The sequence below is a fragment of the Acinetobacter sp. YH01006 genome, from assembly GCF_013420445.1.
Lineage (GTDB): Bacteria > Pseudomonadota > Gammaproteobacteria > Pseudomonadales > Moraxellaceae > Acinetobacter > Acinetobacter pseudolwoffii.
This window is the reverse complement of the sequence record NZ_VOYB01000004.1, coordinates 16,944-37,805: the sequence shown is the minus strand read 5'-3', so window position 1 is coordinate 37,805 and position 20,862 is coordinate 16,944. Positions and strand designations below refer to the sequence as shown.

The window sequence follows — 20,862 nt, the reverse complement described above, 5'->3', positions numbered from 1 at the left end:
TCGTTAATACTATTTGTTGTGAGTATTTTTATCATAAAAAATTGATTAAATAAAGTACATTCTTGATTAAAGTTCATAAATTTTCATTTTATTTAAATATCAGCTTTGGATTTGTCTGAACTTATTCGTATGCGAAATCAAAGTCTTATTTTTACAAGATTTTTAGGATTCGATTGCATGTATAAAATGAATTCATGTGAATTTAACAATGTGGATAACTCGATTTTTTAAATGATTTAAATAGGTTATTAAGCTAGAAAAAATGGGTAAAAAATAATCAAAAAAATAAAATTAAAAACAGAAAATACGGATTAAACAAAGAAGATCCCCATCAAAAAGAAGACCTTCTTTGTTTATTTTAACTTAAGCCGATTTTCTATAAATATTGGCCTGAATCCACAGATTTCCACGAATATATTGACCAATCTGGAAATTTTTATGCTGCTCATTCCGCGTTGCAATCCGGATCAAGGTGGCTGGTTGACCTTCATCATGAATCAGCGTGACATCATACAGGGTATAGTCCTGATCCATAAACTGCATGGCAGTTTTACCGACAATATTGCCCTGAAACCAGGCTTCATCTTCCTGGCCCATGGTTTCACCATAAAGATAAGCCACCATTTTAGAGAAATCTACAGTAACAGGTGCTTTATCTTCTTCTGAGTGTGGCTGCCAGGCATCAATCTGTTCCTGCAAATTATCGGGTGCCACGCCCTGGTTGGCTGCCAGAATATCATTCAAGGCACGGTGATGCTTGATCGAAGCCGGATCATCCACCACCAGATGTTCATGGTCAGCCACTGCTTCAAGCTCATAGGCCCAAGCATTCAGATTCACCACATAGGACTGGTCTTTTTCATAATGCGGATGATTGACGCTATACAGACTATCGAAAGCATAAATAATATTGTTGGCACCCAGATTCAGACGTAATACCGCCTGAGTATTGGATTTGCAGGAAATAATTCGGTCGATGGTCGCTTTGACCTGATAAGGACTATCAAAGCAGGGGAATGCAGTTTTTACTGCTTGCGGCTTATTATTTTCTATGGCGATCACTTGGCTCAATTGCACCGCAGCTTTGCTCGGCCCCTGAATCAGCCAGGTATTTTCATCCATATCATATTCTTGTGTGCAAATGCCCATCGGCATAATAGGCGCATCAAGAGCTTTGCCTAACCACTGTGGCACATCTGTACCTGGATTCTCGGTGAGTAATGTCCAGTGTTCGACGTGACTACCGAAATTCTGATCATCAATGGTGATGATCTCTGGGCTATTCTGATTTTTCATATGCACAATTGATCTTGGATGACTTATTTATAGTTAATCGAGGGTCATTGCGATTTTTCAAGTCAATCGAATGAATTTTCAAATTAAATGCAGCCAATTTTTTTCTAGACTAAATCACAGTCGTTGCTCAAATCAAATAGATTCAAAAAAACATGAGCGACAGCAGCGATGAAAATGCAACGATTTAATCATCAACCTGATCCTCTCAATTTGCTAGAATACCCAGGATTTATACCTTAATGGGAAACCCTGTGTTGCCATTCAAACTTTGGGTCGATGCTGATGCATTACCCCGTATTTTAAGAGATGTGATTATCCGTGCGTCGGATCGCTATCAGTTGGAAGTGACTTTTGTGGCTAATCAGTCGGTGGGCATTACGCCTTCAGTCCGGATTAATTCAATTCAGGTGATGAGTGGCGCTGATGCTGCAGATAAAGAGATTATTCTGCGCATGAAAGAGCATGATATTGTCATGACCCAAGATATTCCCCTGGCGGCAGAAGTGATTGAAAAGGGCGGGATTGCCATTCATCCACGCGGTGAAGTGTATACCACGGCCAATGTCAAAGCACGTTTACATCTAAGAGACTTTATGGATAGTTTGCGTGGTGCCGGTGTACAAACGGGTGGGCCACCTCCGATTTCAGAGCGGGATAAGCGTGAATTTTCAAGCGCACTGGATCAAACCATTCAAAAACAAAAACGTAAAACATCTGCACTTTAAGAGCAATCGCGCATGCCAACACACACCAATATGGTTGTGACCTATCTTTTATTGGTTTTTATCTGGGCCACTACACCGCTAGCCATTGTCTGGAGTGTAAGCGATCTGCATCCGCTCTGGGCACTGGCACTGCGATTTTTTCTGGCATTGCCTTTTGCATTTATCTTGTTGTGGCTGTTTAAAACCCGTTTTCCTGTCGATTCTCTCTCGATGCACAGTTATCTGGCTGGAGCTTGCAGTTTTATTGGCTCGCAGATTTTTACCTATCTGGCCACGGATTATCTCAGCTCAGGCATTATTGCGCTGATGTTTGGTCTGGCACCTATTATTACCGGATTGATTGGCCGTTTCGTGTTTCAGCTCAAGCTCTATCCTTCACAGTGGTGCGGGATGGCGATTGCCCTGACTGGTTTGGCGGTGATTTGCCTCGGTGGCAAAGACCAGCACATTCAGCCAATCGGTATTGGTCTGATGCTACTGAGTGTGTTTATCTATTGTGTTTCGATGTTTTGGGTCAAAAAAGTCAATGCACCCTTACAACCGATGGCGCAAGCGGCCGGTTCCATTGCAGTTTCAGCAGTCATGGCCTGTGCCATGTTGCCATTTATCTGGCAATTTGCGCCAACCCAAATGCCTCAGGCAAAATCACTGATCGGGCTAGGATATGCCGTGGTGATGGCTTCGCTGATTGCCATGTTCTGTTATTTTAAACTGGTACAGAAAATCAGGGCGACCACCTTGTCTTTGACGACGGTATTGACTCCAATGCTTGCTTTATTCGTAGGTGTGCTTTTGAATGATGAGAGCTTGTCGGGTGAGGCCTTAATCGGTGTCGGTATTTTGTTGACGGGTTTATTGTTGTATTTTTCCAGAGAAATTAAAGCGAGCTATGCAGCTCGCCTTCCATCCAGTATTCACAATGACTAAATCAGTGATTTAAGCAAAGTTGGCTTTGACACATTCACCCAGTTTGACACGGTCTTGTGGGTGCATGGTAATGAAATAAGCACCGGTCCGGAATTTGCTATTTTCTTCTTCACGACTGTAGGCCACCTGGGCGGTTGCCGCAATATGGAAGAAATTTTCCGGGTGGCTTAAAGTCACGTGCAGATAGGTGCCTTCAGTGATGGGGCGGTCACTAAAGAAACTAAAACCGGTTTCCGAAAAGTTCACCTGCTCTGGTACAGGTAACATGCTTTGTACAATTGCGTCATACAAAGAACCGGTAATAAGGTTTAATTTTTGGTTGAATAAGGATAAGATTCGAGCAATTTGTTGATCTTTTTCAGATAATTGTTCTAATTCGTAGTTAACCGCATGATCAAATTGATCTAGCTCTGCAAGTAGTAGAAAATAGCGGGGCAAGACAAAGTTAGAGTCATAAGGATCATTTAAGGCAACATCATCGGAAATAATCTGATAATTAATTCGTAAGGCAGCATCGATGCGAGACATAACGCGTCTTTCCGTGTATCCGTTTGGATGCTGTACATTTTCCATAATTTATTACCTCGGACTAGATGGTTATGTTTAAACCAATCTCGCTGTATATAGGGTTGAAATATACTCGCGCACGGCGTAGTAACCACTTCATTTCTTTTATTGCATTGGTCTCAATGATCGGTCTCACGCTCGGTGTAGCAGTCCTCATTACAGTTTTGTCTGTGATGAATGGGTTTGACCGAGAGTTGAAAAATCGTGTCTTGGGAATGATACCTCAAGCTACTGTTTCTTCAACGCAAATTCTAACAAATTGGCCCGAACTTGCAAAGCAGATTGAGCAGCATGAGCATGTCCAGGGGGTTGCACCATTTACCCAATTACAGGGCATGCTGACGGCACAGGGACAGGTTGCCGGGATTATGGTCAGCGGGATTGAACCCGAGTATGAGAAAAAAGTATCCATTATACAAAACCATATGGTCGAGGGCAGTATTGATAGCCTGAAAAAAGGTGAATTTGGTATTGTTCTGGGCAAGCAGATGACCGATGCCATGGGGGTCGGTTTAAACGATAATATTACTCTGGTATTGCCAGAGGCGACCCCTTCACCAGCAGGTGTGGTGCCTCGTTTCAAGCGCTTTAAAGTGGTGGGAATTTTCAGTATTGGTGCTGAAGTCGACTCGATGATGGGATATATCGCTTTAAATGATGCTTCAACTTTATTGCGCCTACCAGATGGTGCACAAGGCGTGCGTTTAAAACTGGATGATATTTTTGTCGCACCGCAAGTGTCTCAGGAAATCGTACGAGATTTACCAGCCAACTTCTACGCATCTGACTGGACTTATACTCATGGTAATCTGTTCAGCGCGATCCAGATGGAAAAAGCCATGGTCAGCTTGTTATTATTCCTGATTGTGCTGGTTGCGGCATTTAATATCGTTTCATCACTGGTGATGGTGGTGACGGATAAAAAATCGGACATTGCGATTTTACGGACTTTGGGTGCTTCGCCTGCCACCATTACCAAAATCTTTATGGTGCAAGGCACGGTGATTGGGGTGATTGGGACATGTGCCGGCGCAATCCTCGGGATTATTGCAGCGACCAGTATCAGTAGCTTTATCGGCTGGTTAAACAATACTTTGGGTCTGAATATGTTTGATGCCTATTTTATCAATTATCTACCTTCTTATTTACGCTGGCAGGATGTCTTGGTGATTGTCGGCTTGTCATTGGCCTTAAGTTTTGTCGCGACGATTTACCCCGCTTTACGTGCAGCAAAAATTCAACCGGCAGAGGCTTTGCGTTATGAGTAATCTGATTTTAGATGCCCAGAATATTCACAAATCCTTTACCGATGGCAAAGCCACCGTCGATGTGATTCGAGGCTTGTCGCTGCAGGTCAAAGCAGGTGAGTTTGTCTCGATTGTCGGTTCGAGTGGTTCTGGTAAAAGTACCTTATTGCATGTTTTGGGTGGACTGGATCGACCAACATCAGGGCAAGTGATGGTCAATGGTCGCCGTTTCGATACCTTGTCCGAAGCAGAGCGTGGCTATGTGCGCAATGAGCATTTGGGTTTTGTGTATCAGTTTCATCATCTGTTGCCAGAATTTACGGCACTGGAAAATGTAGCCATGCCCCTGATGCTCCGCGATAATGTGAAGTTTAAAGAAGCCAAACAGCAGGCTGAATACTTGCTGGAGCGGGTTGGTCTTTCGCATCGTCTGACACATAAGCCAGGTGAATTATCTGGAGGTGAGCGCCAGCGTGTGGCCTTAGCGCGTGCAGTGGTGGGCAAACCTAAACTGATGATGGCAGATGAACCGACCGGAAATCTGGATCGTAAGACTGCAGCAAAGATTTTTGAACTGCTCACCGAATTGCAACGTGAATTCAATATGGCGATGCTGATTGTGACGCATGATGAACAACTGGCACATGCTGCAGACCGAATTTTACATATGCAGGATGGTCTTTGGGTCACACCCTAAATCAAGAGAATATTCGCATTTGATTGAAGCTCACTCCGGTGGGCTTTATTATTGGGTGAAATAATAACCATAAAGAATAAGATCCAATGTTGCAGTGGCTGTGTATCGGCTGGATTTTAGGCCTGGCCTGTATGGGGAAAAGTTTTCTGTCTGTTCAACTGGGCAGCACGGTCGTTCTAATCGCGGTATTACTGTGGTATCTGGGTTGCCGTAAATTAAAGCACATTTTCAACACACCATTACGCAATTTGGTCATGACTGGTTCAAGCCTGCTGTTAGGATTATTTCTAGGCCATGGCTATGCCAATCTGCAACTGTCTGAACGCTTGTCGACGCGTGAACATGAAGTCTCCGAAAAACAGATTGTGGTGCATATCAAAGACCTGAATAAACTTGGTGAGCAGAATATCCAGCAAGCTCTGCATGTGCTCAGCCCTGATGGCAGTACAGTTAAATGGATGGGCTTTTTGCCTGTCCAAGAACCCGTGACTCAATCCAGTTTGATAAATGCGCAGATAAAGCAGCACCTCCTTGAACTTGGACGATATTACTTAATTCAAGGCCAAATCCGACCTCATCATAGTTATGCCACCCCCGGATCTTTTGACGCTGAAAAGTGGGCATTACAGCAAAATATCATGGCCGGTTTCCGAATCAAGAGCATTCAGGAGTTACAACCGCAACAACTTTATGCGCTTGGTCATGGCAAATATTTACGCCAGCAGCAAAATTTAAGTCCGCGAATTTTACTTTGGGTAGAGCGGCAGCGACTGGCATTAAGAGAATTCGTAGCCAGGCAACCCGTACAGCATAAAGGTTTGTTATTGGCCTTATTAAGCGGTGATGAAAGCCTGTTAGATCCAGCGACAGAGCGACAATTCCAGCGTTTTGGTATGAGCCATTTATTAGCCATTTCCGGGCCGCACGTTCTGATCTTTGCCTTGATGGTCTGTGGTACTTTGCAATATCTGATTTCAAGATTTATGCCGCATATTTATCTGAAATGGCCAAGGCAGTATTTTTTGAGCCTGCCTTTTTTACTATGTGTCTTGCTGTACTGCGCCTTTGTGGGCTTTGAAATTCCAGCGCTACGCACTTTATTGATCTGCGTGATTGTGACCTTTACCTTGTTGCTCAGGCAAAATGTGCAAGCTTTAAAATTACTGATTCTGAGTGCTGCCTTATTATTGCTCTTTGATCCTTTCAGTATTTTGTCGGCTGCGTTCTGGCTGTCTTATGGGGCCTGTTTTGTTTTGCTGCGAATCTATCAGACCATTCAGCAGCAACCGCGTCAGATAGAACAAACCTTATTACAACGGCTATATTTTGCGTTGAAAGTGCTGCTGGAATCACAATGGAAAATCTTTCTGGCACTATTTCCCTTGATGATGCTGTTTTTTAAGCAGATCGCCTGGATTACCCCATTCAGTAACCTGGTCGCGATTCCATGGATTGGGCTGCTAATAGTTCCAGTCGATATTCTGGCGGCTTTGTTGTTTTTTATTTCAGAGCCACTTTCCAGTGTGGTATTTCAATTGAATAATGTTTTCATTCACATGCTGCTGGCATTTCTGGATCTGCTTGATCGGCTGTTTGCTCCACAACTGATTCCGGTGGCGATGAATGTCTGGATGATTGCGCTGTGTATTCTGGCCTTAATGATTGTATTTTTACCGCGTGGCCTATTGCCCAAAAGCTGGACGGCACTTGCCTGTGTGCCGCTGTGTATTCCTCAGCTCAATCAGCATGCATTTCAGCTCTCTATTCTGGATGTGGGGCAGGGACAAGCAATTTTTCTTCGGGATGGAGCGCGTAGCATGATGATCGATATGGGTGGCTATTATGATGAAGAAAAATTTAGTATCGGTCGACAGGTGATTCTGCCATTTCTGTCTGTGCAAGGTGTGGGTAAGCTGGATCAACTGATTTTAACCCATCTGGATCAAGATCATAGTGGCGCTTATCACAGTATTAAACATCAATTGAAAATTAAAGAGGTATCGTCCAATCAGATTCCTGAAATAGCGCACTCCTCCCGTTTTCAGTTCTGTCATCAAGGTCAGCAGTGGCAATGGTCTGAAGATATTCAGTTTAAAATTCTGGCACCTCGGCAGCAGCAGTTAAATACAGCCCATTTCAATAAAAATGAACGGTCTTGTGTGGTATATCTGCAAGTTAAAAATGCGGGGCCTTATCAAAATTTTTTACTCATGGGCGATGCGGGTTGGGAGACTGAGTATCAGCTGCTCCAAGATTATCCTGAGCTTAAAGTTGATGTGCTGGTGCTTGGACATCATGGCAGTCAGCACAGCTCAGCCTATCAGTTTTTAGAAGCTTTACGGCCCAAACTGGCAATTGCTTCGGCAGGAAAATTTAACCGTTATGGTCATCCGAGCCAACTGACGCAGCAACGGCTCAAAGCACTCAATATTCCATTACTGACTACAGCCGAACAGGGCAGTTTGCACTTTCAGCAACAAGGTTCCAAACTGATACTTTCTGCCGAACGGCATCAATGGCAATGGTTATATCGTCAGTCTTTAAATTACTGATTCTAGAGCAGGCTGATCTTTAGGCAGAGCTTGCATTCTCAAGGCGTTCACTTTGGCCAAAGCCTGTTCATGCTCCAGTGTATAAAGATTACCCAAATCTTGATGCGCATTGAAGCGTTTATAGCTCCAGTGATAATGTTCAGGATGGCGGCGGATTAAATCCTCAATACTGTTGATAATAACTTGCGTACCCTGATTGGCATTGCCACTATAAATTTTCTCATCAACTGCCTCGATGAAGATATCAAAACCATCTTCGGTATTCCGCAGGGCATATAGAAACAGGGCGCGGGCTTTGGTCTTTTGAATCAGCTTGGCACTTAAATTACTGGTGGCCAAAGGCACGCCAAAATACGGTATATATTCACCACCGACATTTGGGGTATGGTCTGGCAAGATCACGGTGGTGCCACCTTGTTTTAAGGCCTTAAAAATCTGACGGACGCCAGATTCATCGGTCGGCACCAGATGTGCCTGTTCGCGGCTACGCGCAGCCCGTACAAACTGATCCGCTGCCTGATTTTTTACAGGTTTATACATAATGGTCATGGAAGTAAACTGGGCGACATAGGCATTCATGATTTCCCAGGTACCAAAATGTGGCACGATTAACACCAGGCCTTTATTTTGTGCCAGTGCATCATGCAGTAGATCTTCGCCAATGACGCGATGCACCCGTTTGATATTTTTCTGATTAGTTGAGCCCCAAATGGTAAAAAACTCGAAATATGACATTAATTCATTGCGAACCGCGGCACGGTTAATACGTTCACGTTCATTATCAGACAGTTCAGAGAGACTGATTTCTAGGTTCAGGCGAATGACTTCCGAGGTTTTCGTGACTTTGAAACTGTTTACAATAAAGGCCAGGATGCGAGCCATCCATCGAGAAACTGGAAGCGGTTGGCGGCTAATGTATTTGAGTAAACCGTAAGCTGAATTCCGTGAGTCCTGTTTCGTCATTGATTTCGTCTAAGTACAATAAAAAGAGAACAAAATTTATTATAGGCGAAAACGTTTTGTTTAGACAGAATTACCCGATTCAGTGTATATAATGGGTTCAATATAAATCAATTTATTGGATTATTTATGTCCGATTGGCCACCAAAACCTGAAAATCAAATACAAAATACACAACAGCCAGTTCAACCGACTGGTCCGGAGTGGAAATTGCTAGAAAAAGCGGTTTTAGCTTCGGTTGAAGAGCAGCGTCGTGCGCGCCGTTGGGGAATTTTCTTTAAATTCCTGACTTTTGCTTATCTGCTTGTGGTGATTTTGGCACTCGGCAAGAGCTGTAGTTCAGTTTCCTCAGATGCCAGCGCTGGCGCAGGTGCTCATATTGCCGTCGTCGATATTATTGGTACGATTGCTGCCGACAAGCAGAGTGTCAACAGTAGCAATACGATTAAATCGCTGAAAAAAGCTTTTGAAAATAAACAGAGTAAAGCCGTAGTGCTGAATGTCAACTCGCCGGGTGGTTCACCGGTACAGTCCGATGAAATCTGGCAAGAAATTCAGTATTTGAAAAAGCAGTATCCCGAGAAAAAACTCTATGCAGTGATCGGTGATACCGGTGCTTCAGGTGCTTATTATATCGCTTCTGCTGCGGATGAGATCATTGTCAATCCATCGAGTTTAGTCGGTTCGATTGGTGTGATCATGCCAAATTATGGCGTGAGTAATTTGCTGCAAAAGCTTGGTGTTGAAGATCGCACCATGACTTCAGGTGACAATAAAGCCTTGCTGTCGATGACTCAACCAGTCGATCCTGCACAAAAAGCCCATGTACAAGGTGTCTTGGATAATGTGCATAGTCACTTTATTAATGCGGTAAAACAGGGGCGTGGTAATAAACTGAAATCAACCGATCCTGCGATTTTCTCTGGTTTGTTCTGGACCGGTGATCAGGCGGTGAAATTAGGAATTGCAGATCGGATTGGAAGTTTAAATACCTTGAAGCGCGAACTGAAAACTGAAAAAGCCTTGAATTATACGATTGAATATAGTCCATTTGAGTCCGTATTGGGTCGCATGGGCTCATCGATTGGTGACGGAATTGCCACTTCAGTTGCGCAGAAACTTCAGTCAGAAAACAGTACGACATTGCAATGAAACCATTGATTCATTTCGCGCACGCCAATGGCGTGCCATCGAAAGTCTATCAAAAGCTGTTTGATGGACTGCAAGATGATTACGATATTATCTATGTGCCGCTCTTAGGGCCTGATAAACGTTATCCAGTGGATAACCATTGGAAAAGCCTGACTCAGCAAGTGATTGACAGTATTGTGCGTCAGTCAAAAGGTCGACCGGTGATTGGTTTGGGACATTCTCTAGGATCAGTATTAACTTTCCAGGCTACCTTGCAGCGTCCTGAACTGTTTTCGCAGATGATCATGCTGGACCCGCCGATGATTATGGGTAAAGAAGCCTTTGCCTTGCATCTTGCGAAAACTTTGCGCTTAAAAGCTTTGGACAGAATGTCTCCGGCAGGCCTGTCCAAGCGCCGTCGTGATCATTGGGATTCACGTGAACAGGCAGCAGCGTTGTTGCGTCCTAAAGGTTTTTATCAAGACTTTGATGCAGATTGCTTCCAGGCCTATATTGAGCATGCCTTGCAAGATGATCCGATTCGGGGCGGAGTAGAACTCACCATTCCTAAAAAGGATGAAGTGGCCGTGTTTAGAACCAATCCGTCGCTATGGTGGTTGCCTCAGGCGAAACCGAAAGTTCCGGTACATTTGGTCGTGGCTGAGCAAGGTCCATTTCTGGCCCGCAAGTTCCCGCAGCAGGTCGAAAAGAAATTTGGTATTCCTTTTACCGTGGTAGAGGGAGGACATATGTTTCCCTTGGAACAACCCGATCAGGTAGCGGACTTGGTAAAGCAATTGATTCAGCAACAATCTGTTTGAATCATTAAAAAGAGAATATAAAAAACGCATCCGAGGATGCGTTTTTTATATTTAAATGATGTTAAAACTTGCAGAATTGAACAGGTTCTTGCATTTTCTCGTTTCGATATAGCACACCGTCTTCAGTGTATTGAATGGTACCGCTACAAATCCATTCTACGACTTGAGGATAGATTACATGTTCAAGGCTATGCACACGCATTGCCAAACTGTCTACCGTATCGTGGTGAGAAACCTTGAGCACACCTTGAGCAAGCGCTTGGCCTGCGTCAAGTTCAGCCGTGACATAATGCACCGTGCAGCCGTGCAGAACATCACCGGTATTGAGTACACGCTGATGGGTATGCATGCCTTTGTAATAAGGCAATAGAGAAGGGTGAATGTTCAACATTTTACCTTCCCAGGCTTTTACAAATTTTTCACTTAAAATTCGCATAAAGCCGGCAAGTACCACCAGATCCGCATCCCAGTCCAGCAGTTGCTGATGCATCACATCATCAAACGCTTCTCGGTTTGGATATTGCCTGTGTTCAATAACTGCAGTGTGAATTCCTGCTTGTTGCGCACGCGTTAAAGCAAAGGCTTCAGGTTTATTGGAAATCACGCCGACAATTTGCCCTGAAAGATTGGCATCAATCAAGGCTTGTAGATTTGATCCGCTACCTGAAACAAGTACAGCAATTTTAATCATGCGGAATTATGCGAAGATCACACGAATTTTTTCGTCTGCACCTGCAACCGATTCAGCATTGTCTTGAATCTGCCCCATTGTCCATGCTTTCTCACCAAGACCGTTGAGTAATTCAACAGTTTTGTCAGCTTCATTTGCATCAACCACAAGCACCATGCCGACGCCACAGTTAAAGGTACGATACATTTCAAACTGCTCTACACCGCCTTCACGTTGTAGAAGTTTGAATAGCTCAGGCCATTCCCAAGAAGATTCATTCACAAGCGCTTGAGCACCATTTGGAAGGACGCGAGGTAAGTTACCTGGCAAACCGCCACCGGTGATGTGTGCCATTGCGTGTACATCGACATGTTTAAGCAATTCAAGAATCGATTTGACATAAATACGGGTTGGTTCCATTGCAACATCTGCAAGTGGGCGACCATCAACGATTTGAGTTAAATCAACATTTTTCACGTCTAGAATTTTACGAAGCAGTGAGTAACCGTTTGAGTGTGCACCTGAAGAAGCAACACCAATTAAAACGTCACCGGCTTTGACTTTAGAGCCATCAATAATTTTGCTTTGCTCAACGACACCGACACAGAAACCTGCAAGATCGTAATCTTCGCCTTCATACATGCCTGGCATTTCAGCAGTTTCACCGCCGACCAGTGCACAGCCAGCAAGCTCACAACCAGTACCGATACCAGTGACAACATTTGCAGCAACATCCACATTCAAATGGCCAGTTGCATAATAGTCGAGGAAGAACAGTGGTTCAGCACCACACACGAGAAGGTCGTTAACACACATTGCCACCAGGTCTTGACCAATTGTGTCATGACGGTTCAAATTCAATGCTAAACGTAATTTTGTACCCACACCATCTGTGCCAGATACGAGAACAGGTTCTTCATAACCTTTAGGAATTTTACAAAGTGCACCAAAGCCACCTAGACCGCCCATAACTTCGGGACGTGAGGTACGCTTAGCGACAGATTTGATACGATCGACTAACGCGTCGCCCGCTTCAATGTCGACACCTGCATCTTTGTAGCTTAAACCAGTATTTGGGGTAGAAGTTGAGTTGCTCATAATGAAGTCTCCGCATTCGCGGTGGCGATTATAACCTGAATATATAAAACTCTTATGGTATTTCTGATCTAAAATGCTATCTTTATTGAAATATTTTAATTTTTAGAATGATTAATAGAGAAAAGGCGAAACTTTATGGTAGATCGCACATTGCGTCGCGTGTTTATCCTAGCTGGGATAGCTTTATTGTTATGGACTTTATACTTATTAAAACCCGTTGTAATTCCATTTGTTGCAGCACTTTTAGTGGCTTATCTATTTAGCCCGCTGGTGGATAAATTGCATGATGTGGGTCTGCCGCGTTGGCTTTCTATTAGTATCGTTTTTATCGGAATCGGAATTGTACTGACCTTGGCCATCTGGTATTTAGTGCCACTGATCTGGCAACAGTTGATGTATGCACGTGACAATATACCCGCGATCATTGGATGGATTAATTCGACCTTTTTACCATGGTTGTCCAATACCTTTAATGTCGTTGAAATGGAAATTGATACCAATCAGATTTCTGATGTGGTCATGAATTATGTACAAACCAATTATAGCGCAGACAGTATTCAGGCATTCTTGTTACGCCTTGCTCAATCCGGAATTAATTTTCTCCAGATTGGCGGTACGATTGTCTTAATTCCCATCATTGCCTTCTATTTTCTGCTGGATTGGGATCGTATGCTGGGGAGTTTGCGCCGCCTGATTCCACGTCCTTATGAAAAAAGTACACTAAAAATTGTAGGCGAATGTCATAGCGTGCTGGGTGCTTTTGTTAAAGGGCAGTTTCTGGTCATGATCTTGCTGGGAATTGTCTATGCGGTGGGCTTGCAACTGATTGGTCTTGAAGTTGGATTGATTATTGGTATGGTGGCAGGTCTGGCCAGTATTATTCCTTATCTGGGCTTTGCAGTCGGTATTATTGCAGCGGTGATTGCGACCTTACTGCAATTTGGGATTGACTGGTGGCAACTGGTATTGGTCGGCATTGTGTTTATGGTCGGACAGGCAGTTGAAGGTTATATTCTGCAACCATTCTTGCTGGGCGATAAAATTGGTCTTTCTCCTGTTGCCGTAGTATTTGCCGTATTGGCAGGTGCACAGCTGGCAGGCTTCCTGGGAATGCTGATTGCATTACCGGTGGCAGCCGTGATTGTGGTACTACTGCGGCATGTACGCGAGTACTATGAACACACAACATTTTATGGCGATCGGGCCATTGTGATGCAAGATGCCTCTACTGGTTCAATCAATATCGAAACAGCAGACTTAGATGTTGATATTGAAATGAAAAAGCCAGAGAAAAAACCGCTGCAAGCAGAGGAGAACTCAAGTAAAATTCATGATCCCCATGGTAGAGACTCATAAGGCCAAAAAATCATATGCGTCAATTGCAGTTAGATATAGAACCTCAGCTCGATGCCCGAATCAGTGATTTTTCAGGGCCAGGTTGGGGGCATGTGATTGATGCAGTGCGTCAATTACATGCAGGCTTAATCAGCCGTTTTTATGTCTATGGTGGGGCGGGTACAGGGAAAAGTCATTTATTGTCTGCTATCTGTGACTCTTATCTTGAAGTAGGGAAATCTGCGATTCAGGTATCTTTACTTGAGCTTCTAGATGCCCCGACCGAGGCGATTACCTCGCTGGATCGTTTTGATCTGGTCGCACTCGATGATATTGAAGCGATTAGTGGTGTGCCGCATTGGCAGCGCGCAGTCTTTCATCTGATTAATTATAATAATGAAGGCGGCGGACAGTTGGTATTTTCTTCACGCTTTGCGCCGATTGAACTTAAGCTTGAGTTACCAGATCTACAGTCACGCTTAACACAAGCGGTGAGTACCCGTGTGCCGAGTGGTAGTCTCTATGCTGATCGTTATGCGCTGGTTTCATCCGTACTAGATCGTCGGGGGATTCATTTAGATCCTCAAATTTTTGACTATTTACTGAGTCATGGGCCACATCAAACTTCGGTACTTCTTCAGAGATTAGAGCAAATTATTCAACTGCTTAAAGGAGAAAAACTGAAGGTCAGCAATGCCAATCTGCGACAGATTTATGCCTTGATTGACGAATATCGGTAAATCATAAAAATTCTTGAGTAATTACTCAGTCTATGCCACAGTAAGGCAAAATAATTCACAGTTGCAAGGATTCTGCAACTTTAGAAGAAAAAGAAAGAAATAAAAATTAAGGAGAAGGTTATGCTCAAGAAGAGCATAGGCATGGCTTTGCTGTGTATGGCAGGGCAGGCGTATAGTGCAGATATTATTGTAACCACGACAGAAGATATTGAAAAAGATGACAAGGAATGTTCACTTCGAGAAGCCGTTGGATATATTAACCGGGGCTTAGCCAAAGAAGGTTTTATGGGATGTGGTGGAGAAAACTCATCCAGTACCATTATTTTAAAAGAAAAAAATACTTATGTGCTCAATAAGCATATAGCAATCAAAAAATCTCTAAGCATTCGGTCTGTAGCTGATAGCGATGAAGAATTCAGTACAACTGAAAAAACACTGGGTCTGCATAATGCCCATATTCAAATGCAAGGAACTGACAATCTATTTCGCCTTAACAGCACAGATACACTGGTTCAGCTTAACTTAAAAGAACTAGACCTCGAAGGCTGTGGCAAAGTCAGTTGTGCTGAACAAGGTGGTCTGATTCATAATAAAGGCCAAGTGGTGGTTGAATATAGCCGTTTATTTAATGGTGCAGCCAATTTGGGTGGGGCAATTTATAATACGGGTCAATTTGGTCAGAACTTTCTCAGTCGTGTTGAAATTAAAAATAGCCTGATTGAAAATAACAAAGCACAACGAGGTGGCATTTTATATAGCGAGTTGCCCGCTTTCCTTATCAGGCAAAGTGTCCTTAAAAATAACCAGACCTTAAATAACTCGGCGGCCAATATTTATAGCGCCGGGCAGTTTGCTGACACAGAGAATCTTCAAAATATTAGTGCCGAAGTATTAAGTAGTACCCTATTAAAAAATAAGGGGACACTCATTAATGTCATGGACGGGATGGGATTAAATAACCTAACGATCGTTGATAATGCTGATACTGCTTTACGTACGAATGCCCCGGCTGGCAGGGCTTATGTGGCAAATAGTATTATTTTAAGAAATGGTGCACAGGACTGCCAAATTGAAACCGGCGATAAAACCCTGATTCAAAACAATCTGCTGACTGTGTCCTGCGGTACAGGGGATGCTGTTGCTCCAAATGAGCTCTGGAATGGTACACAAATCTTAGCCGAAGCTTCAAATAAGAGTGAAGGTGTTTGTCAAACCTTGAGTGAAAATAGCACAGCCATACTTTGTCCATACAGCGTTGCTAAAGGGCAATTTCTTGGTTATATGCGTCCACGTATTTTATTAAGTCATAATCAGGTCAGCGACTCATCTATTGTAAATAGAGGTACAGCGCTTAATCTTGCAGCCCCGACAGTGGCATGTGAAGCTGCTGACCAGCGTGGTATCAACCGTTTAATGGATAATCTGTTCTGTGACCGTGGTGCGATTGAAATCACTGTGCCAACCTCAGGGAGTCTGGTTGGACAAGACCTGTTAAAAGGTGAAATTGCCAAATTTTCAATTGAATCCTTTTTGGGTGATAGTGATTTAATTCCAAAAGAACAATGCAATGTCATAGTTGGTCAACAGCCGACAGGTGAGCCTTGGCAAGATGGATGTTTGAAAGTTGTGCAAACTAAAACAGAGTCCAAAGGTAAAACACGTATCGATATTCATGGCAATGTGGTGTATACCCCAGATTCGACTTGGCATGGGGCAGATATCTTCGAGCTGCAAGTGGTAACCACATCCACGCGATTTAATAAAAGTAAACCTTATCTGACCATTACCACTCAAATCGTGCAGGAGCCAAAAAATGAAATGGAAGACAAATCAGTCAAAACTTCAGGTGGTGCATGGGGCTTTGGTGGGCTACTGATTTTAATTGGGTTAATGGGTTTGCGCCGTGAATTAAAAGATTAAGGAAAAATCATGAAAAATTATAAAAAAGGACTGCTTGCGGCCATGATTTTATCTGCCATGAGTTTGATGGCAGCCGAAGATAAAACCATCTATGTCACCACTTTGGTGGATGAAGACGGAGAGAACAGTAATGCCTGCTCTTTGCGAGAAGCGATTAAAACTGCAAAACTAGATAAATCCTATGGCGGATGTAACGTCGGCCGTACGCTTCGGCTGGATGGTTCAGCCCCAGACGTGATTCAGCTTGAAGCGGGTGAATACAAATTAGACAGCGAACTTGTCATTGAGTCCGCGCTCAAAATTTATGGAAAAACGCCCTTTAGTTATACCAGTCGTAGTCCGATTACGAATTTATACCCAACCCGTGATGCTTTAAAAACCACGATTTCAGGTCAGGGAAAAACCCGTCTCTTTAACAGTATGGCCAGTCAATCCAGTCTGGAAGTCTATCATCTCATCTTAAAAGATGGTTATGCGGCAAAAAATACACAGGATAAGGGCAATGGCGGTACCTTTTATGTCGCGGGCCCCTTAAGCATTAATAGCAGTGAAATCGTAAATTCTCGGGCAGATGCAGAAGGGGGGGCTATTTATACGGTGGCGATGAATACCGAAAGGAGTGTGATCATCCAGGATTCGCTGCTTCACCAAAATAAGGCAAGTTCATATGGTAGTGTGTTGGCTATGGATTGCCAGGGGAATTTAGGGACGACTCAAACCAATGTAAAAGTTAGTTCTAGTAGTATTGTTAAAAATGGGTCAGAAAATACGGCCAGCATTCTTGATTTTTGTGGTTATGCAACCGTAGAGTTGAATAATTCTACCATTGCCAAAAATACTGCGAGTCAGACAGGGCATATTTTGCGTATGACCAATCAAGCCAATCGCCCTCTCAGTGCCTTTTCCAGTTTAACTGCCTTAAGTAATACTATTGTTGAGAATGCAGCTCAATCTACTTTATTTTATGACAAAACAGGTTCTAAATATTTCTATTTTAATGTTTTAGCATTTAATCAGGGCTTATCTTGTGAATATGCCTTAAATCAGGGGAATCCGACTAAGGAGCAAAGCGTCGTATTTACTACTGTTAAAAATGCCATACAAACCACTGGACTATCACGTTGTGTATTGCCAGAGTTAGATGCGGATGAAACTTCAAACAATCTTGACGTTTCTAACAGCACGATAAACAACTTATTAACAGCTTATATTGAGCCTGCAATTGATAACCGTTTTCTAGGCATGTATTACCCACGTGATAATGGAACAGCTACAGATTTGGTAGATGTGGGGGTAAGTGGCTGTGCTGAACAGGATCAACGTGGCATTGATCGGGTGGCGGGATCTACTCTTACCTTAAATCCAGATGCAAAAAATAGCTGTGAAATCGGTTCAATCGAAATCCGACGTCTGACCGCAGCAGATATCACAGATCTGAAAAATAGCAGCTTGGTCGATTTGAATAATTTTTATCAGGACAATATAACTGACATCAAAAGCATTATTGCAAATAAGAATACGGCAGCAGAGGAAATACCTGGGTTAAAGCAAGAGTTAAAAGAATACGAAGATTTACTTAAATATACCAAGCAATATCAGCAATACCGTGCAATTTATGTCAATCCCTTTGTGCTGGCCATGCCTCAGGAAACCTTGATGGGTAATACGGTTCAAACCAAAGTCTTGAATGCACAAAATTATGATATTAGTGTTAAGTCTTTAGGAGTAGGTGAGTTAATTGGTACGGGTAGTTCGACCAGTGTGAAGGGTGATCCGAATGACCCCAATCTTAAGTGTGAATGGAAGCCTGATCTCAACCGGATCATGATGTATCGTACCGATGGGAAAATGACCAAGGCAACAGATATGGAATTCTGTAGCTATACTCTCAAAGATAAGGCCACGGGGATCAGCAGTGCTGGAATTTTAAAAGCAGCTTTTAACAATATTGCACCGATTGCCAAGAGTGATGAATATTGGATTAGCCCAGAGAATAATCTGACAGTGACTGTGAATCCACTTGAAAATGATAGTGATGATGGTGATGGGCCTCTACCTTCAGGAAAGTCGGCTTTTTATCAGGATAAAGAGGGAAAAGAGATTCCAATTCGTATTGTGAAGATTCCTGCCGGAGTTTCTCTTAATGCAGAGCGACAAGGCCCTTGTCCTGATACTTATCAGCGCGAGACCTGCTATGGTGGAAAGCTGACATTTAGTGTGAGAAATAACTTAAGTCAGGCAGATTACAGCATGCAGTATACGATTTTTGATGCAGATGAAAAAATGTCTGAAACAGCAACGATCCTGCTACGAAATACGGTAAAAAATGCCAATACGTCATCAAGTGGTGGTGGTTCATTCGGAATTTGGGGACTATTCGGATTATTTGGGCTGGTCGTTTATCGCCGTCTAAGAAAATAAAACCTAATTGGAAAATTCAAAAGCCTCCATTTGGAAGAATGCTGATCAGTTAAGGAGTTTAGAAATAGACGCTTTAACTTTTTAGTGGTTCACGATGGAGTCTTAAGGTTTTAAATCAAATATTTGTCCTATCATTTGTGACTTTGGTTTTGCCCAAATGAGAAGCGGAGTTTCACAAGGAAGGTATCTTGCGGAGCAATACACCTCATGCATCCAACAGTTGCGGATGACTTTTCTACCTGGCAAATATGATCATGAATTTAAAAAAGAAAATGCCAGTCAATTGCTTAACTGACTGGCATTATCCATTTAGAGGCTTTTTATATGGGTCGCTTAATGCGAGCTAGAGGGTGGTTGAGTCGTTTGCTGGTATTTGAGAATGTACTCTTCCCGAATGGCAAGTCGTTCTTCAGGTTTGGCATTTTGCATGCGTAAGCCAAGTTCTCGACGTTCCTGACTGCTCATCATTTGCCAAGTCTCACGCATTCTTTGTTTTTCAACCTCAGGAAGCTGGGTAAACCAGTCCATACGCTGCTGTAAGCTGACGCTCTGCTGTTCTGGAATTTCCTTGAGGGACTGATAGCGTTTAATAAGTGCCAACTGTTCGGAATCAGAAAGACTATCCCAGGTATCAGAAACCTGAGTATTTGCATCTTTAGAAAAGATCCAAAAACGTTCAAATCCTGCAAAACTGGTTTGCAGAAAACTGAATGCACAAAAAGCAATTGCCAATCTTTTAGCTGCCATGTGGAACTTTGTCCTCACCTAGAACCATTAGCATTTCTAAATCTTCAAGCATTTGTGGGGACAGTTTCGGTACTGACACCATTTGGGTTTGCGGCTCATTGTGGCTAGAAATATTGGGTAATACTACAACACCTGCAATTGCTGCTGCCAAGGCAAAACCTGACATTTTTAAAAATGCAAAACGTGAATGTTTAGAATCCTGAATTTCTTCAAGAACATGGTGCATGACAACAGGTTTGTGTTTATGTTGTTGTGCCAGTCCATCGAGTTTGGAAGTTACTTGTTTTAAGAAATCATCTTGATTCATTCGGATGACCCTCCCAGATATGGATTTAAATGTGCCAAAGAGGCACGTAAGCCTTGAATAGCACGGTGATAATGAGTTTTTACACTGCCTTCTGAGCAGTCCATAATTTGTGCGGTGGTATGCGTATCAAATCCTTCCCAAGCTCTCAGCATAAATGCCTGCTGCTGACGTACAGGTAGTTTGGAAATAGCTTCCTGGATTTCTTCAGCTGTCACTGCCTGATCCAGAAAGTCCAAAGGCGTCGGTGTAGCTTCGTCCACGATATCCTCAAGTTCAATTTCGTCATCATCCAGACTGACTTTCTTAAAAAATGAAAACATCTGACCACGCCGTGCTTCTTTACGACGCCAATCCTGTAATTTGTTGTTCAGAATTGTATAAAATAGGGGATACCATTCTTCAGTACTTTTTTCCGCATAGGATTTATGTAAGGAAATGAAAGCTTCCTGAACCAGATCCATGGCAATACCATGATGACCTTGAGTTGCACTTTCCATCATCACCAAGGCGCGTCCAGTCACATCTTGCATAAAATTCTTCAGACGTGCTTCAGCCGTACTCTTCAGAATACTTACATCGTGTGATTGCAACTGTTTTGGTGCTAAATCCATAGAGATGGAAAATCCTGTCATTGGACACCCACCATGATTCCCAAGTTCATAATCATATAACGTTGGGAATCATGGTTTGGTTGACAATTA

19 protein-coding genes are annotated in these 20,862 nt (G+C 43.1%); 11 read left to right on the top strand and 8 right to left on the bottom strand.

Annotation, left to right across the window (positions count from 1 at the left end; genetic code table 11):
* Window positions 1-363: 363 nt before the first annotated feature.
* A complete protein-coding gene (locus FTT73_RS04745) occupies window positions 364-1,296 on the bottom strand; it encodes a hypothetical protein (protein WP_180191097.1) in 933 nt (310 codons plus the stop codon).
* A gap of 239 nt (window positions 1,297-1,535) precedes the next feature.
* Here FTT73_RS04745 and FTT73_RS04740 point away from each other — a divergent pair, with 239 nt between their 5' ends.
* Window positions 1,536-2,021 (top strand): YaiI/YqxD family protein, encoded by a 486-nt coding sequence (locus tag FTT73_RS04740; RefSeq protein ID WP_005097638.1) that lies wholly within the window; start codon window positions 1,536-1,538, stop codon window positions 2,019-2,021.
* Between the two features lie 12 nt (window positions 2,022-2,033).
* The gene (locus FTT73_RS04735) at window positions 2,034-2,948 is read left to right on the top strand and encodes a DMT family transporter (RefSeq protein WP_074383367.1); all 915 of its coding nucleotides are present in this window, start codon (window positions 2,034-2,036) and stop codon (window positions 2,946-2,948) included.
* Between the two features lie 9 nt (window positions 2,949-2,957).
* Here FTT73_RS04735 and FTT73_RS04730 read toward each other — a convergent pair whose 3' ends face one another.
* Window positions 2,958-3,521 carry a PilZ domain-containing protein gene (locus tag FTT73_RS04730; RefSeq protein WP_005097634.1) on the bottom strand — a complete coding sequence of 188 codons (564 nt, stop codon included), beginning with the start codon at window positions 3,519-3,521 and terminating at the stop codon, window positions 2,958-2,960.
* Window positions 3,522-3,547: 26 nt separating this feature from the next.
* Between FTT73_RS04730 and FTT73_RS04725 the strand changes: the two genes are divergently transcribed.
* The 3 genes from FTT73_RS04725 (at window position 3,548) to FTT73_RS04715 (ending at window position 8,011) form a co-directional block, all read left to right on the top strand.
* A complete protein-coding gene (locus FTT73_RS04725) occupies window positions 3,548-4,783 on the top strand; it encodes a lipoprotein-releasing ABC transporter permease subunit (protein ID WP_005097633.1) in 1,236 nt (411 codons plus the stop codon).
* Window positions 4,776-5,459, top strand: a complete 684-nt coding sequence (gene lolD / locus FTT73_RS04720) for a lipoprotein-releasing ABC transporter ATP-binding protein LolD (RefSeq protein ID WP_005097632.1) — start codon at window positions 4,776-4,778, stop codon at window positions 5,457-5,459. The genes FTT73_RS04725 and lolD overlap by 8 nt, the downstream gene beginning before the upstream one ends.
* Window positions 5,460-5,545: 86 nt before the next feature.
* Entirely contained in the window at window positions 5,546-8,011 is a 2,466-nt protein-coding gene (locus FTT73_RS04715; RefSeq protein ID WP_180191096.1) for a DNA internalization-related competence protein ComEC/Rec2, read from the top strand.
* Here the strand turns inward: FTT73_RS04715 and FTT73_RS04710 are convergent.
* On the bottom strand, window positions 8,000-8,974 hold the full coding sequence (locus FTT73_RS04710; protein WP_180191095.1) for a lysophospholipid acyltransferase family protein: 975 nt from the start codon (window positions 8,972-8,974) through the stop codon (window positions 8,000-8,002). The two genes, FTT73_RS04715 and FTT73_RS04710, sit on opposite strands and share 12 nt — an antisense overlap.
* 126 nt (window positions 8,975-9,100) lie before the next feature.
* Here FTT73_RS04710 and sppA point away from each other — a divergent pair, with 126 nt between their 5' ends.
* Both sppA and FTT73_RS04700 read left to right on the top strand, forming a co-directional pair.
* Entirely contained in the window at window positions 9,101-10,123 is a 1,023-nt protein-coding gene (sppA, locus tag FTT73_RS04705) for a signal peptide peptidase SppA (protein ID WP_180077706.1), read from the top strand.
* Window positions 10,120-10,923, top strand: a complete 804-nt coding sequence (locus FTT73_RS04700) for an alpha/beta fold hydrolase (protein ID WP_005170030.1) — start codon at window positions 10,120-10,122, stop codon at window positions 10,921-10,923. The genes sppA and FTT73_RS04700 overlap by 4 nt, the downstream gene beginning before the upstream one ends.
* A 61-nt stretch (window positions 10,924-10,984) precedes the next feature.
* Here FTT73_RS04700 and purN read toward each other — a convergent pair whose 3' ends face one another.
* Window positions 10,985-11,614 (bottom strand): phosphoribosylglycinamide formyltransferase, encoded by a 630-nt coding sequence (purN, locus tag FTT73_RS04695; protein WP_180077709.1) that lies wholly within the window; start codon window positions 11,612-11,614, stop codon window positions 10,985-10,987.
* 6 nt (window positions 11,615-11,620) lie between these two features.
* A complete protein-coding gene (gene purM / locus FTT73_RS04690; protein ID WP_100357838.1) occupies window positions 11,621-12,691 on the bottom strand; it encodes a phosphoribosylformylglycinamidine cyclo-ligase in 1,071 nt (356 codons plus the stop codon).
* 135 nt (window positions 12,692-12,826) lie between these two features.
* Here purM and cxpE point away from each other — a divergent pair, with 135 nt between their 5' ends.
* The 4 genes from cxpE to FTT73_RS04670 all read left to right on the top strand — a co-directional run bounded on the left by cxpE (window position 12,827) and on the right by FTT73_RS04670 (window position 19,107).
* Window positions 12,827-14,047 (top strand): chloramphenicol efflux transporter CxpE, encoded by a 1,221-nt coding sequence (cxpE, locus tag FTT73_RS04685; RefSeq protein WP_005097625.1) that lies wholly within the window; start codon window positions 12,827-12,829, stop codon window positions 14,045-14,047.
* A 14-nt stretch (window positions 14,048-14,061) separates the two neighbouring features.
* Window positions 14,062-14,766 carry a DnaA regulatory inactivator Hda gene (gene hda / locus FTT73_RS04680; protein ID WP_005097624.1) on the top strand — a complete coding sequence of 235 codons (705 nt, stop codon included), beginning with the start codon at window positions 14,062-14,064 and terminating at the stop codon, window positions 14,764-14,766.
* Window positions 14,767-14,886: 120 nt separating this feature from the next.
* Window positions 14,887-16,686, top strand: coding sequence for a rhombotarget A (gene rbtA, locus FTT73_RS04675; protein WP_180191094.1), 1,800 nt, complete (start codon window positions 14,887-14,889; stop codon window positions 16,684-16,686).
* 9 nt (window positions 16,687-16,695) lie between these two features.
* The gene (locus FTT73_RS04670; protein WP_180191093.1) at window positions 16,696-19,107 is read left to right on the top strand and encodes a CSLREA domain-containing protein; all 2,412 of its coding nucleotides are present in this window, start codon (window positions 16,696-16,698) and stop codon (window positions 19,105-19,107) included.
* A gap of 333 nt (window positions 19,108-19,440) precedes the next feature.
* Here FTT73_RS04670 and FTT73_RS04665 read toward each other — a convergent pair whose 3' ends face one another.
* Genes FTT73_RS04665 through FTT73_RS04655 form a run of 3 tightly spaced genes read right to left on the bottom strand, consistent with a single transcriptional unit; the run spans window position 19,441 to window position 20,772 of the window.
* Entirely contained in the window at window positions 19,441-19,854 is a 414-nt protein-coding gene (locus FTT73_RS04665; RefSeq protein ID WP_005097618.1) for a DUF3106 domain-containing protein, read from the bottom strand.
* The gene (locus FTT73_RS04660) at window positions 19,844-20,161 is read right to left on the bottom strand and encodes a hypothetical protein (protein WP_005097616.1); all 318 of its coding nucleotides are present in this window, start codon (window positions 20,159-20,161) and stop codon (window positions 19,844-19,846) included. The genes FTT73_RS04665 and FTT73_RS04660 overlap by 11 nt, the downstream gene beginning before the upstream one ends.
* Complete coding sequence (locus FTT73_RS04655) at window positions 20,158-20,772, bottom strand: RNA polymerase sigma factor (RefSeq protein ID WP_074383360.1); 615 nt, start codon at window positions 20,770-20,772, stop codon at window positions 20,158-20,160. The genes FTT73_RS04660 and FTT73_RS04655 overlap by 4 nt, the downstream gene beginning before the upstream one ends.
* Window positions 20,773-20,862 lie beyond the last annotated feature (90 nt).